Origin of the sequence: Candidatus Nitrosopumilus sp. (assembly GCF_965223225.1) — an archaeon.
In the GTDB taxonomy this organism is placed as follows: Archaea; Thermoproteota; Nitrososphaeria; order Nitrososphaerales; family Nitrosopumilaceae; genus Nitrosopumilus.
This window is the reverse complement of record NZ_CBDCVU010000004.1, coordinates 759810-772389: the sequence shown is the minus strand read 5'-3', so window position 1 is coordinate 772389 and position 12580 is coordinate 759810. Positions and strand designations below refer to the sequence as shown.

Genomic DNA, 12580 nt, shown 5'->3' with positions numbered 1-12580 from the left:
TCACATTAGCGAGGATTATGATTTGGGCAGAACAGTTCCTTCATTTCGTCATGCATTATACCAAGAACAATCGACATGGAGACAATTCCGTTTAGCACTTGACAGAAAAGAATGCAAAATTTTTGATGAGATGTTTACAATTTCAAGGCTCTATATTTCAGCATCTATGATGTCTTGCAAACCCATTAGATTACATCCTATTTTGTTAAGCATTATTTTTCATCATTTCAAACAAATTTCACGCCTAGGAGGAATGAACGTTTGAGCATCTTTCCTCACGATGATTTGCTTGCCAAAGAAATTGAATCCTGGAAATTATTTGGAGAGACACTGAGGTCAGAGGATCGTGAGCTGTTCAATAGATGATCAAACAATGCTACAAGCACATTAGAGCCATAAATGCAAAAGGAGAATCAAATATCACAGAATCTTTTCTGATGTCTCTATTGTTAATCCAGCATCAAATGATAGATTTTCTAATTAATTCAAGAAGATGATAACAGGTTGGCTTTTTGACATCTATTGCTTAGATGACAAAATAGTTCTTTGGATAAAAGATGAATCAAGACTATACAAAATAGAAAAACAATGGACACCTTCACTTTATGTTGCCTCAAACAGTCCATCAAAACTAAAAAGATTAGAGAATCACCCTTTACTCAACCCATTTGTAAAAAACTGTAAAAAAACAAACAAAATACAGTCTGTTTTTGATACTGATGAATCCAGTGTATTGCAATTAACTTTAAAGAATTCAAAAGACATTCTCAAACTTGCAAAAAGCATTGAAAAATTAGATACGTTTGGAGTCTACAAATTATACAATGTAGATGTGCCTCCAGAGCAAACATATCTTTATGAAAATGATTTGTATCCTCTAGGAAAATATCAAATCAAAAAAGATGACAAAATTAAATGGGATGAATTATCAGATATTGCTGATACAAATTACGTTCTTCCAATTTTAAGAAAAACAATTCTAAAAGTTTATCCAAAAACCAACAAACCCATTCCAAATTTTTCTGACGCAATAGAAAAAATCCAAATTGATGACATCATAATAAAATCCAAATCAGAACAAGAGATGATTCTTACTTGTGTTGAATACATCCAAAACCTTGATCCGGATATTTTGATTACATATAGTGGAGATTCATGGGATTTTCCGTATCTTGCAGAACGTGCATTCAGAAACAAAATCTTAGATAAATTGGTATTTGGGAGAGAAGATAATCGGCCTATTTTGAGATCAAAACGAAAAGTGACATCATATTTTGCCTATGGTCAAGTACACTTCAAGCCTCTGCAACCAAACTTTTGGGCAGAATTCACATAGATTTGTCCAACTGCCTCATCTGGAAAAATGAATATTCTTTACATGGATTATATGAGATTTCTCGCACATGTAGATTGCCTCTGCAAACAGCTGCACGTGCATCAATTGGAAAATGTATGAGCTCAATTCAGTTCTACAATGCAGTACAGCGTGATCTTTTAGTTCCGTGGAAACCAGTGGTGTCTGAAATTTTTAAGACAAGAAACAGCCTGTTTGTTGGAGATCGTGGAGTACTAATACTCGAACCACGTGTTGGAATTTATGAAAATGTAGGAGAGATAGATTTTGAATCCTTATTTGGAAATATTATGCTGAAAAAAAATATTTCATCTGAGACTATTAATTGTAAATGTTGTCAGGCTTCAGACACATTAGTTCCAGAATTAAGATATCATATTTGTAATCGCCGCATTGGTATTGTTCCTGAATCATTAAAATTATTGTTAAACAAAAGACATCAATATTCAAAATTACTTAAAACAACTACAAACAAATCTAAATTAGAAATCTACAAACAACGCAAAGCAGTGTTAAAATGGATTTTAGTCACATCTTTTGGTTATCTTGGATTTAACAATGCAAAATTTGGTAGAATAGATGCACATATGTCTGTCTGTGCTTTTGCAAGAAAGATATTACTAGATGCAATACATATTGCAGAAAAAGAAGGATTTGCAGTTTTACATGGAATAGTGGACTCAATTTGGATCCAAAAAAAAAGGAGCCACAAAAAAAGACTATACATCACTTGGAATTAAAATTGCAGAAAAAATTGATTTTGATCTTTCTTTGGATATCTATAACTGGATAGTCTTTTTGCCCTCAAAAGAAAATAAAGTAGTGCCTGTTGCAAATAGGTACTTTGGTGCAAAGAATGATGGAGAAAATAAGATTAGAGGCATTGAAACTAGGAGACACGATACACCAAAATTCTTTAAGAAATGTCAATTAGAAATTCTAGATATTTTTTCATCTTGTAAAACCATTGCAGATGTAAAAGCATCCATAACTGAGGCCAAACTAGTACAAAAAAAATATCAAGACATATTGCTTTCTCAAAAAGCTTCTCCGACTGAATTGACCTTTATCAACAGAATAACAAAGGGTACAGATGGACATAAAACCAATACCATTCAAGCAGATGCAATAAATCAACTCAAATGGGCAGGAAAACTAGTTGAACCAGGACAGAATATCCAATACATAATTTCCAATTATTCTAGAAAATTATCAAAAAGAGTAATTCCTAAAGAAATTATGGACAGAGATGAATATGATGTAAAACACTATTCTAAATTGTTGGATGGTTGTTGCAAGACTATAATTGGTCCCTTGAATAATTTTTTTTGATCATTTTTAGAAATCATAAATCTAAATTGAATTTAACAAAAGAGAAGAGGTAATTATCAAAAGTATGATTTGTATGAACAAATCCTACGTGTTAGTTAAATTCAAAAACATTACAATACGAACATGCAATGGTGCAATTGTTTATCGTTTGCCAGACCATAAACGTCCCTAGATATTGAGTCATTCTTGGCACCGTTGCATTTTTTCTTTAAAAAAATGAAACTACATACAAAATATGTTTAGTTTGTTTATCAGATCATGATGTTGCCTAGTCTCAAAACATTGTTTTTGAGTAATGATCGCCATTTGATCCGAATATCCAATCTCATTTTGAAAAATTTTGCATAATATTTAATACCTAGTCCGCCTCTTGATTTTCGACATTCATGGCTGAAAAAAAGACTACAAAAAAATCATCAGTAAAAAAAGCACCTTCTAAAGCAAAAGCCACAAAAAGTAAGGAAAGCAAAACAACAAAAACAAAAGCAAAAACCACAAAAGCAAAGACAAGTAAAACAACAAAATCTAACAAAAAACCCAAAGAAGAACCATTAGGAGATATGGGAATTGTTATCGTAGATGATGACATCACTATTGATCAAGAGAAAATAAATGAAGAACGCAGAGCATATCTAGAAGAAGCACGATCTCAAGAGGCAACAGACTAAATCTTTATCCGCTGTGCTTACATACACAATACATGCGAGCACTTTGTTTGATAGCAGTAAAACCTGGAAAGGTAGATCCTGTTGTCAAAGTGTTAAAGAAAAAAAGGAAAATTGTAAAACAAATAATGATTGTCACAGGTAGGGCAGACATTAGTGTCGTTTTACAAGGTACTTTGGACGAAATCAACAGCATGGTTATCGATTTCAAAAAAATCAAAGAGATTGTTACAACTGAAACATTGATGGAAGTGGAGGTCGATCTAGGATGGTGAAAGCAATTATTTTAGTAAAATCTCCAAAAAAATTAATCGCTGCAAGATTGCGAAAAATTCCCTCTGTGTTTGATTCATTTCCAACAAGTGGGCAATTTGATGCAGTGGCGTTTATTGATGTAGAGCAATTATCTGAAATCAAAGATGTAGCAAATAATATTCAAAAAATCAATGGTGTTGAACGAACTGAAACCATGATTGAAGTTCAATGACAATTGATTTAAACAACTTCGTAGTACATTATCCATGAACGTCAAAAAAGTAGGAAATGTGATTTTGGCTGTCAAAGACCTTGACAAATCCGTGCAATTTTACAACGAAATCATCGGTCTTCCAATCAAAAATCAGCGAAGATCGTGGGTAGATTTGGGCACGTCTGGAGCTCTCTTGAGTTTACATCCAGCATCACTTACATCCCAACACATAGGAAGTTCTATTGAAAATGGGATTACTATAGGGTTCTTAGTAGGAGATGTACAATCTGCAGTAGATGAACTACGAGAAAAAGGAGTGAAAATTTACCGAGATATAGTTGAAAAAGATGCAGGGAAGAATGCAGTCATTTCAGATCCTGACGATTATCTAATTTCATTATTTGAGCCAACCTTTGACGACAAAGCTCAACAAACCGGCGGTTATCAAGGGTTCACGCCTGCCTAGATTATCTTTTTTATCGAAGAGATAATCTCAGACACATTATTTTCTTTTTTATCAATTGAAACGTAGTATGTTACATCAACTTTTTGTAGAATAACTATTGTGACTTTTTGGTGTTGTAATATCACATGTTCAAGTTTTCCAACAGTACTAGCACTTGCTTTTCGTAGGGACATTAAAGTAGATACAATGAAGAATTCATTTTTGACCTCTTCAGATTTTAAAAGAGGTTTTACATTTGGACGAGTTATTCCAGTAAGAGTTCTTCCATAAGCATTAATGATTCCTGCATATCGTATGCTAGAAGATACTTCCAAGATTTTTTGACATTGTTTTCGGTATTTTACAACCTTTTCTTTCCATTTGTCTGCAGGTGTCTTTACCACAAAGAAAATTAGTTTGGCAAATTAATAAGGATTCTTACAATTTTTGATTTGTAGTAAAGAAACTTTGGTTATTTTTTTTCAGTTTCTTTTTCAAGTTTTTTCTTTAATTCTAGATTTTCCTTTACAAGTTTGTCATTTTCTGCCTGGAGAGTCTCCACAGAATTTTGTCTTGTGTATAACGGATGTCCTGGAGGAACAATGTTTGAATTCATAGATAACAAACCTGATGCATATTGTTGGTACATTTGTTGAAATCCTTGGATTTTTTGATTGATTGTAGATGCTTGTTCTGAGAATTGTTCTTTCATTGGATTTTCATAAATTTTGAACATTGGATGTTTTAATCCCGGAGGTAATCTTGGGAACTGAAACGTTAAATGAGGAATGTTTGGGTTTAAACCGTAAAGGTCCTGCAAGTGTTTAGTTACATTGTTATCCATAATTAGACTCATTTTTTGCTATATTTCTGCCTTGCTTTAGGTACTTGATATACCATATTGTGAATTTGTAGTCATTTTAGCTCAAATTCCGTTGATCGCAGATCCTTATAGATTTCCGGTTTAGATCGCAAATAAAGATGTACAAAACAGAAAAAACGTGTTTCAGATGCAAAAAAACAATCCAGGAAAAGGATTTGCATAAAATCGTAATCTATGTGGTGAGAGAAAAGTTTACAGAGCATCATTATGAACATGTGGAATGTCCAGAGAATTTTACCGTTTAAGATTAAGAAAGGTCATTACAGATTATTACGTTGTTTAATTATTACCCATATGCTCGATATTGGGAAAACAATTCAAATTATTTTTAGAATCCTTCCAAAAAAAATTTTTAAAAAAATATAAAAAATTTCAAAATAAAAATTCTTTAAAAAAGATTGAAAAGATCATAATAAGAATATTAACATGTAACAGATTAATTCTTTCAGAAGCAGTTTGGAAAATAATCTAGATGAAGAAAAAGAAATTTTAAAGAATACACTAAACGAATTATTGTTATCCCTAGACAAAAAACCACATTCACCAGATACAATAAAAACATATGAAAAATTAATATCTATATTGAAAATAGAACTAGATACAAGTGAACAAAACAATAAAAAATGTTCGTCATGTGGAGAACTGCTTGATTCTTGGGAACATGATATATGTGGTCCTTGTAAAATAAAAGATGATAGATATCAAGAAGAATTAGACGAGTAATGTTCTAACAAATGGTTGTCAAAGAAATATTTTAGAAATTACTTTGCTTAGTCTTGTATTCATAAACCTCATACAACTCTCCAGTAAATCGAGAACGGTATTTCCATTCTTTATTTTTCCATATTATCTTGTTGAATTCTTTTTGAGAGTTGGGATGTAGGCGTTGGAATACATCGGCACCAATCAAAATTTGGTTTGGTTTTGCCATGCTTTGAATTTTTGCAGCAATGTTCATTGCAGGCCCCATCAAATCTACGTGAGAGTTTTTTGGATCTGCACCATATCTAACTACAATATTTTGCCCAAAGTCTACCCCTATCTTCACCATCAAATCTGGATAATCATATTGATTGAGAATAGGGTTAATTCCTTTTTGAATTACTGAAATCATAGATTTTGCACAATTAACTGAATTGTCTGCTGCAAGTAGACCATTTCCCTCTGCAACAAAATATCCTATTACCGCATCACCTACAAATTTCAATACATATCCATGATGCTGTTTGATTACCGAAGCCATTTCTTGAGAAAACGAGCTAACTATGATTGCAATCTTATCTTCAGGCATTTCTAATGTCATTGTGGTAGAGCCCACCAAATCGACATAAAGCACCATCATATCTATCTTCGAAAATACATTTTTACGTAAAAACTGGTCTGATTCATTAACCATTCCTCTGTATTCATAGCCTTTTTTTAATGCCCCCCAAACCCTCTTCTGAGTTTCCAGAATCATAGTTTCAGAATCAAGAGTCTCTTCGGTATTTTTACTGAGTAGCATATCCACTATTGGACTTCCTTTAGATTCGCCGCTACCGTCAGTGCCAACATGGGATTCTTCTTGATCAGTATTTTGTATTGATTTTTCTTCGTCACTCATTGTATCACATTCTCATACTTTTACTCTAATGGGAAATCTACTCCGCATTTGGGACATTTACCTCTTTTCCCCTTATAACCCTCATCATAATATTCTACAATTATAGAATTACAATGATGACAAAGAATCTCTGATTTACCCATGCCTGATGAAGGCAGGTTATGTATTTAGATTTTGATGAAGGTTTAAGAAAAGTATTGTTTTGTTATTTTTTGTGCGGTTAGGAAATAGATCTCCAAATGAATTCATTCAGTTATTAAATGAAAAAAACAATACCATTGAAAAATTATTTTTAGAAAAAATTGTCGAACTAACACAAACGACCACGGTAAAGGTAATGATGGGAGATGCTACTGTCACAGATCAAAAATCCTTTGATCCAAAAAAAGTCAGTGATTATTTTAAAAAGATTAATGACAATCTTAAAGATTGGTCTATTCAAGCTGTTTCAATTTCAAATAATGAGGATCTAAGACGAATTTTTACAAAGTTTGAAATCATGGAAGGGAATTATTTAATTTCAGTACATCTTTCGTTACAATTTCATGTGTTGTTATATTACAAACCTGATCAACGAGTATTAGAATGTCAAAAAGAACTTGCTGAAATTGTTGAAACAACTAAAACAAAAGAGCAAGAAATCTCAAACAAAGGGGATCAAGTAGTATTAGACAAACTCAAAGATATGGGTTACAAAGACTTTGATCATCAAAAATTATTTGAAATTTTTTATGAAAACGATGAATTAAGAGAGAAAGTCTACTCTGAAATTGAAAAAACCACAGATGCAGATTTTCAAAAATTGTCTGACAAAAAACAAGAACTGTTTAGGGAATTAGATTCGTTATTGATGGAGACATATCAAACAAGTCCTGTATTAATTGACGATACCCGATTGGTTGCTGGAGAAGAGGGTTGTTTGATTACAATAGATCTAGAATTTATTAAAAACAAAAACAAGGAGGGGTTATTTGACCCAAGAAAAATGTCAACAACCTCCAAAGAAAACATTGTAAAGAAAATAGATTTATTTGCGAATTTACTAAAGTCATAAATCAAGGAATCGGAAGATGAGAGGTTTTCTCAAAGGGGAGTTTCCGATCCCTCGATATGTTTTAAATGGGATCTACGATCTATTTAGGCATATCTCAAATTCTGAGCAGAAAATTTAACCAAAGATGTAATTTTTGTATAGAAGAAGTCAAATACGCCTTTTAATTAGCAAAATTTCCAATGAACCCATCTTTTGATGAAATAGTAAAGGCCAATTCAACAAGAGGAAACGAAATAAAAAAAACACCTCTCATTCATTCTCCAACTTTTAGTGATCTTACTGATTCTCAAATTTTTTTAAAAGCAGAATTTAGACAGAAGACAGGGTCATTTAAAATCCGTGGAGCATATTTTAAAATTAAATCACTTTCACCACAAGAGAAAAAAAATGGAGTGGTGGCAGCTTCTGCTGGCAACCATGCTCAAGGAGTAGCGTTTGCTTCATCATTGGAAAAAATTCCGTGTACCATTGTAATGCCAAAAAATGCATCTCCTGCCAAAGTGGCTGCAACAAAAGGTTATGGTGCAAATGTGATTTTAGAAGGAAAAAATTATGACGAATCGTCTGCAAAAGCAAAAGAAATTGCTCATCAAACAGGTGCTACCATGATTCATGCATTTGATGATCCACAAATAATCGCAGCACAAGGAGTAATTGGTTTAGAAATTTTAGAAGATTTGCCAGATGTGGATGAAGTGTATTTGCCTATAGGGGGAGGAGGTTTAGCAGCAGGTACAGCAATTGCAATAAAAGAAAAAAATCCCAATGTAAAAATAATTGGTGTACAATCAAAATCATTTCCATCAATGTTTGAATCAATAAAAAATGGCATCATTACTTCAAGTGGGGGAGAACAAACAATCGCAGACGGTATTTCCGTAAAACTTCCAGGACAACTTACATTTGCGATAATCAAAGAATTGGTAGACAGAATTGTCTTAGTTGATGATACTGAAATTACAAAAGCAATGTTTCTGTTGATGGAGAGAATGAAGTTCGTAGTGGAACCTGCAGGGGCTGCAAGTTTGGCATATCTGATTTCAAAAAAACCGTCACCGGGAAAAAAAGTAGTATCTGTTCTTGCAGGAGGAAATGTAGATATGTATCTCTTGGGTCAAATAGTAGACAAGGGTTTGGCCGCAATGGGAAGGTTGTTAAAAATATCCATACTGCTTCCAGACAGACCAGGAGTTTTCAAGGAAATTGTAGATGAGATAACCTTGGCAAATGCAAACATCGTAGAAGTAGTGCATGACAGATTAAGTTCAGACATTGATGCCGGTTCTGCAGGAGTAACATTAAGTCTTGAAACTCAAGGACAGGAACAAGCAGATGTGTTGATAAAGGCGTTAGAAAAGAAAAATATCAAATTTACCTTGTTAACCTAAATTTATTTGAATTTTTTACTCGCAAACTTTGAGAGCCCTTCTTTCAGCATTTGTTGAGATTCTTTCAAGACTGAATCGTGCTGTTCAGATTTGTGATTTTTTAGTTTTTTGCTTAGTTCTGGAAATTCGTTTGCGAGAATCTTCATTGCATAAATAGCAGCATTTGAGGATTTGTTGATACCTACGGCAACTACTGGAGAACCTGAGGGCATCTCACTAATAGATAATAACGAATCTAGTCCTCCAAATGCAGAAAATTTTGAACTGTCTGCTTTTTTTGGGTTTTTGTCATTGTAAACCAGAATTGGCACTCCAATAACTGGAATAACTGTATGTGAGGCGATCATTCCAGGAAGATGTGCCGCACCTCCTGCTCCCGCAATGATAACCTTGAATCCCATATCTTCGGCATGCTTTGCATATTCAGATAGTCTTGAGGGAGTACGATGTGCAGATACAATCTGATCTTCATGTTTAATTTTAAAGTCATCTAAGATTTCTGCGGCTCCTTTCATGACTCGACTGTCTGAACTTGAGCCCATAATAATTCCAATGAGAGGCTTTTTTGAATAACTCATGATATTAGAAAAAACAAGAGAGTTTTATCTATACCTATTAAAAAAAATATAACAGTCTAGTCCAAATCAACACTAGCTATTTTTAATCCATAATTTACAACCAAATCATGTCAAAAGTTTTAGGAATTATCGGAGGCGGTCAACTTGGCATGATGATCACAGAAGCAGCAAAGAAAATGCCAGAACATATTTCAAAGATCATAGTATTAGATCCTACAGAAAACTGCCCTGCATCACAGGTTGGAGCAGAACAAATTATTGCAGATTTTAAAAATAAAGACGCCATAATAGAACTATCCTATAAATCAGACATTATTACCTATGAGATTGAATCCGGAGACAGCGATGTATTAAAATCATTAGAAAAAGATGTTGAGATAAATCCTTCTCCAGAAACACTGAGAGTTATTCAAGACAAATTTTTTCAAAAGACCAAGTTAAGGGAGAATAATATTCCAGTACCAGAATTTGTCAAGGTGGATGGAATTGATGATATTAAAGAAACCTTGAAAACATACGGCTATCCTGCATTGCTAAAAGCAAGAAGGGATGCTTATGATGGACGAGGAAATTACAAAATAGATTCAGAAGATCAAATTGAAAAAGCATTTGAATATTTCAAAGGACAGAATTTGATGTTAGAAAAATTTATTCCATTTAAGAAAGAGGTTTCTGTAATTGCGGCTAGAAACACAAAGGGGCAAATCAAAACATTCCCTCTTGTAGAGAACATCCATTACGAAAACATACTACGTGAAACTATTGCCCCTGCAAGGACTACACAGAAGGTTACTAAAAAAGCAGAAGAAATTGCAGAAAAAACCATGAATATTCTAAAGGGTGCAGGTGTGTTTGGGATTGAAATGTTTGTAACTCAAGATGACAACATTGTCATAAATGAAATTGCTCCCAGAGTTCACAATTCAGGTCATCATACTTTGGAATCAAGCAAAACATCTCAATTTGAGCAACATCTAAGAGCAATTCTGGGTTTAGATTTGGGGGATACATCATTGATTCACAATACAATAATGTACAATATACTAGGCTCAAAAAACTTTGAAGGAGAATACAAACCAATTCAGATATTTGAAAAAAATGTATTTTTGAAAATGTATGGCAAGAAAATATCAAAACCACTTAGAAAATTAGGACATTTCAACCTGATTGGTGCCGATGGAGAATCAGTGGAATCATTATTGAAAAAAATTGATACTATAAAAGAAAAGGCACTTGTTGAAGCAATCTAATTAGATTTATTAATTGTGAATTGAAAATTTCAGTATGGTTTTAGCAGCATCTCTAATAATCACCACTATTGCAATTGGTTTGCTTGTGGTATATGGTGCAGATGTTGCTGTTGGATATAGTAATGAAGATGGTCAAGGGTTCATTCCATTTGATCATAAAACACGAGGCATGGGATTAGGTCTACCTGCATTGATTCTTCCAATAATTGCATTTTTTATCTCAAGAAAAGAACCATCCAAAGCACTTGGAGGAATGATAATTGTATCTGGAATTCTGATTATCATAGGTGGCGCTGTTGTGATTGGTAATGCAGATCCAGAAGAAGCAAAAGAATCTGGAAGAGACGTGTTATCGGAAACAATCCCACTACTTGTAGCAGGATTAATTCAAATCGGATTGGGAATATTAAAAATAAAAAAATCTTGATGAAGGAAAATGCCTACTTGTGTAAAATGCAATAATGATGTAAAAAAAGTATACGATTGTGATCATACAGATTTTGAGGAATATTGTGTTGAATGTTATACAGAACTTCATTATTACCTGACTGAGAAAGATTAGAAATGCTGACCAATAGAGAAATTGCAATCTATGCATTAGGAAAAACAGAAGGCGTTAACTCAATAGCAGAAACTCTAGGAAAAAGCCTAGATGATGAAAAATACATAGAATCTTGGAATAAAACAATCAAGCTTTTAGGCATTGAAATGCCTCTAAAAGACCTAGAAAAAATCTATAACGAATTTGCAAAAAAAATGGATGAGGTTGTAAAAAATTCCGAAGATACAGAGAAGGTTAAATCAAAAAAACAAATTATAAAAAAAACAGGAAATAAACCTTGAAAAAAATTTTCATATGTGGCACGAATTAAAAGAGATCGAAAATGAAGGCAATTATTTTAGCAGGAGGTTTTGGAAAAAGACTAAAACCAATTACAGATTATGTCCCAAAACCACTAGTTCCAATAAAGAACATACCAATTATAGACTGGCAAATAAAATATTTAAAAAAATTTGGAGTTGATGAAGTGATAGTTTCTACAGGTTATAAAAAAGACATGATAGAAAACTACCTAAAATCAAAAGACCACAATATCCACATCAAGTATTCTCACGAAAAATCCCCATTAGGTACAGGGGGTGCAATAAAAAAGGCAGGAAATTTGATCAAAGATGATGTATTTTTCGTAATGAATGGAGATATCATTACAAACATAGATCTAAACAAAATGATTTCAACACCAAACTCAATAGCATCAATTGAATTAAGAACAAACTTTGGAATACTAGATGTAAAAGACGACAAAATTACAAAGTTCAGAGAAAAAAAGGAAATATCGGACCTGTGGATGAATGCAGGAATATACTTTTTGGAAAGAAAAATTCTAAAAAATTTGCCCTTTAAAGGAGATATTGAGAAAACATTTTTTCCAGAATTTGCAGAAAAGAATTTGCTAAATTTAATTAAATTTAAAAATGTAAAATGGTTTTCAATTGACTCGTTTAAAGATATTGAAGAAAGCTCCAAAGAGATAGAGAAAATAATAAAATAATTTGTT

Annotated in this window: 20 protein-coding genes; 15 read left to right on the top strand and 5 right to left on the bottom strand. The window is 32.9% G+C overall.

Features of this window, described 5'->3' with window-relative positions:
• Window positions 1-22: 22 nt before the first annotated feature.
• From ACOQN3_RS05070 to ACOQN3_RS05035, 8 genes are all read left to right on the top strand, one after another.
• A complete protein-coding gene (locus tag ACOQN3_RS05070; RefSeq protein ID WP_420545399.1) occupies window positions 23-265 on the top strand; it encodes a hypothetical protein in 243 nt (80 codons plus the stop codon).
• 228 nt (window positions 266-493) lie between these two features.
• Window positions 494-1336, top strand: a complete 843-nt coding sequence (locus tag ACOQN3_RS05065) for a 3'-5' exonuclease (RefSeq protein WP_420545398.1) — start codon at window positions 494-496, stop codon at window positions 1334-1336.
• 74 nt (window positions 1337-1410) lie between these two features.
• Complete coding sequence (locus ACOQN3_RS05060) at window positions 1411-2094, top strand: DNA polymerase domain-containing protein (RefSeq protein ID WP_420545397.1); 684 nt, start codon at window positions 1411-1413, stop codon at window positions 2092-2094.
• Window positions 2095-2176: 82 nt separating this feature from the next.
• A complete protein-coding gene (locus ACOQN3_RS05055; protein WP_420545396.1) occupies window positions 2177-2686 on the top strand; it encodes a hypothetical protein in 510 nt (169 codons plus the stop codon).
• A gap of 386 nt (window positions 2687-3072) precedes the next feature.
• Window positions 3073-3354, top strand: coding sequence for a hypothetical protein (locus ACOQN3_RS05050; RefSeq protein ID WP_420545395.1), 282 nt, complete (start codon window positions 3073-3075; stop codon window positions 3352-3354).
• A 32-nt stretch (window positions 3355-3386) separates the two neighbouring features.
• Entirely contained in the window at window positions 3387-3626 is a 240-nt protein-coding gene (locus ACOQN3_RS05045; RefSeq protein WP_420545394.1) for a hypothetical protein, read from the top strand.
• The gene (locus ACOQN3_RS05040; protein WP_420545393.1) at window positions 3620-3838 is read left to right on the top strand and encodes an Lrp/AsnC ligand binding domain-containing protein; all 219 of its coding nucleotides are present in this window, start codon (window positions 3620-3622) and stop codon (window positions 3836-3838) included. The genes ACOQN3_RS05045 and ACOQN3_RS05040 overlap by 7 nt, the downstream gene beginning before the upstream one ends.
• A gap of 34 nt (window positions 3839-3872) precedes the next feature.
• Window positions 3873-4286 (top strand): VOC family protein, encoded by a 414-nt coding sequence (locus ACOQN3_RS05035; RefSeq protein ID WP_420545392.1) that lies wholly within the window; start codon window positions 3873-3875, stop codon window positions 4284-4286.
• Here the strand turns inward: ACOQN3_RS05035 and ACOQN3_RS05030 are convergent.
• Together ACOQN3_RS05030 and ACOQN3_RS05025 are read right to left on the bottom strand one after the other, a co-directional pair.
• Window positions 4283-4669, bottom strand: coding sequence for a hypothetical protein (locus tag ACOQN3_RS05030; protein ID WP_420545391.1), 387 nt, complete (start codon window positions 4667-4669; stop codon window positions 4283-4285). The two genes, ACOQN3_RS05035 and ACOQN3_RS05030, sit on opposite strands and share 4 nt — an antisense overlap.
• Window positions 4670-4737: 68 nt before the next feature.
• Window positions 4738-5109 (bottom strand): hypothetical protein, encoded by a 372-nt coding sequence (locus tag ACOQN3_RS05025; protein ID WP_420545390.1) that lies wholly within the window; start codon window positions 5107-5109, stop codon window positions 4738-4740.
• 495 nt (window positions 5110-5604) lie between these two features.
• On the opposite strand from ACOQN3_RS05025, the gene ACOQN3_RS05020 reads away from it, so the two are divergent.
• The gene (locus ACOQN3_RS05020) at window positions 5605-5871 is read left to right on the top strand and encodes a hypothetical protein (protein ID WP_420545389.1); all 267 of its coding nucleotides are present in this window, start codon (window positions 5605-5607) and stop codon (window positions 5869-5871) included.
• Between the two features lie 31 nt (window positions 5872-5902).
• Here ACOQN3_RS05020 and ACOQN3_RS05015 read toward each other — a convergent pair whose 3' ends face one another.
• Both ACOQN3_RS05015 and ACOQN3_RS05010 read right to left on the bottom strand, forming a co-directional pair.
• Window positions 5903-6652, bottom strand: coding sequence for an adenylate/guanylate cyclase domain-containing protein (locus ACOQN3_RS05015; protein WP_420546597.1), 750 nt, complete (start codon window positions 6650-6652; stop codon window positions 5903-5905).
• Between the two features lie 119 nt (window positions 6653-6771).
• Window positions 6772-6894 (bottom strand): hypothetical protein, encoded by a 123-nt coding sequence (locus tag ACOQN3_RS05010; RefSeq protein ID WP_420545388.1) that lies wholly within the window; start codon window positions 6892-6894, stop codon window positions 6772-6774.
• A 71-nt stretch (window positions 6895-6965) separates the two neighbouring features.
• Between ACOQN3_RS05010 and ACOQN3_RS05005 the strand changes: the two genes are divergently transcribed.
• Together ACOQN3_RS05005 and ilvA are read left to right on the top strand one after the other, a co-directional pair.
• Window positions 6966-7805, top strand: a complete 840-nt coding sequence (locus ACOQN3_RS05005; RefSeq protein WP_420545387.1) for a hypothetical protein — start codon at window positions 6966-6968, stop codon at window positions 7803-7805.
• Between the two features lie 179 nt (window positions 7806-7984).
• Complete coding sequence (gene ilvA / locus ACOQN3_RS05000) at window positions 7985-9193, top strand: threonine ammonia-lyase (protein ID WP_420545386.1); 1209 nt, start codon at window positions 7985-7987, stop codon at window positions 9191-9193.
• A gap of 2 nt (window positions 9194-9195) precedes the next feature.
• Here the strand turns inward: ilvA and purE are convergent, their stop codons facing one another.
• Entirely contained in the window at window positions 9196-9771 is a 576-nt protein-coding gene (purE, locus tag ACOQN3_RS04995) for a 5-(carboxyamino)imidazole ribonucleotide mutase (protein WP_420545385.1), read from the bottom strand.
• 107 nt (window positions 9772-9878) lie between these two features.
• Between purE and ACOQN3_RS04990 the strand changes: the two genes are divergently transcribed.
• The 4 genes from ACOQN3_RS04990 to ACOQN3_RS04975 all read left to right on the top strand — a co-directional run bounded on the left by ACOQN3_RS04990 (window position 9879) and on the right by ACOQN3_RS04975 (window position 12574).
• Complete coding sequence (locus ACOQN3_RS04990; protein ID WP_420545384.1) at window positions 9879-11021, top strand: 5-(carboxyamino)imidazole ribonucleotide synthase; 1143 nt, start codon at window positions 9879-9881, stop codon at window positions 11019-11021.
• Window positions 11022-11055: 34 nt separating this feature from the next.
• On the top strand, window positions 11056-11448 hold the full coding sequence (locus ACOQN3_RS04985; protein ID WP_420545383.1) for a hypothetical protein: 393 nt from the start codon (window positions 11056-11058) through the stop codon (window positions 11446-11448).
• A gap of 137 nt (window positions 11449-11585) precedes the next feature.
• Window positions 11586-11864 (top strand): hypothetical protein, encoded by a 279-nt coding sequence (locus ACOQN3_RS04980; RefSeq protein ID WP_420545382.1) that lies wholly within the window; start codon window positions 11586-11588, stop codon window positions 11862-11864.
• Between the two features lie 41 nt (window positions 11865-11905).
• Window positions 11906-12574 carry a nucleotidyltransferase family protein gene (locus ACOQN3_RS04975; RefSeq protein ID WP_420545381.1) on the top strand — a complete coding sequence of 223 codons (669 nt, stop codon included), beginning with the start codon at window positions 11906-11908 and terminating at the stop codon, window positions 12572-12574.
• Window positions 12575-12580: the final 6 nt, after the last annotated feature.

Bases quoted from the DNA above. Each gene is read 5' to 3' on its own strand.
- ACOQN3_RS05065 (WP_420545398.1), top strand. From the start codon at position 494: ATGATAACAGGTTGGCTTTTTGACATCTATTGCTTAGATGACAAAATA.
- ACOQN3_RS05035 (WP_420545392.1), top strand. From the start codon at position 3,873: ATGAACGTCAAAAAAGTAGGAAATGTGATTTTGGCTGTCAAAGACCTT.
- ACOQN3_RS05050 (WP_420545395.1), top strand. From the start codon at position 3,073: ATGGCTGAAAAAAAGACTACAAAAAAATCATCAGTAAAAAAAGCACCT.
- ACOQN3_RS04990 (WP_420545384.1), top strand. From the start codon at position 9,879: ATGTCAAAAGTTTTAGGAATTATCGGAGGCGGTCAACTTGGCATGATG.
- ilvA (WP_420545386.1), top strand. From the start codon at position 7,985: ATGAACCCATCTTTTGATGAAATAGTAAAGGCCAATTCAACAAGAGGA.
- ACOQN3_RS05040 (WP_420545393.1), top strand. From the start codon at position 3,620: ATGGTGAAAGCAATTATTTTAGTAAAATCTCCAAAAAAATTAATCGCT.
- ACOQN3_RS04985 (WP_420545383.1), top strand. From the start codon at position 11,056: ATGGTTTTAGCAGCATCTCTAATAATCACCACTATTGCAATTGGTTTG.
- ACOQN3_RS05045 (WP_420545394.1), top strand. From the start codon at position 3,387: ATGCGAGCACTTTGTTTGATAGCAGTAAAACCTGGAAAGGTAGATCCT.
- ACOQN3_RS05010 (WP_420545388.1), bottom strand. From the start codon at position 6,894: ATGGGTAAATCAGAGATTCTTTGTCATCATTGTAATTCTATAATTGTA.
- purE (WP_420545385.1), bottom strand. From the start codon at position 9,771: ATGAGTTATTCAAAAAAGCCTCTCATTGGAATTATTATGGGCTCAAGT.
- ACOQN3_RS05025 (WP_420545390.1), bottom strand. From the start codon at position 5,109: ATGGATAACAATGTAACTAAACACTTGCAGGACCTTTACGGTTTAAAC.
- ACOQN3_RS04975 (WP_420545381.1), top strand. From the start codon at position 11,906: ATGAAGGCAATTATTTTAGCAGGAGGTTTTGGAAAAAGACTAAAACCA.
- ACOQN3_RS04980 (WP_420545382.1), top strand. From the start codon at position 11,586: ATGCTGACCAATAGAGAAATTGCAATCTATGCATTAGGAAAAACAGAA.
- ACOQN3_RS05015 (WP_420546597.1), bottom strand. From the start codon at position 6,652: ATGCTACTCAGTAAAAATACCGAAGAGACTCTTGATTCTGAAACTATG.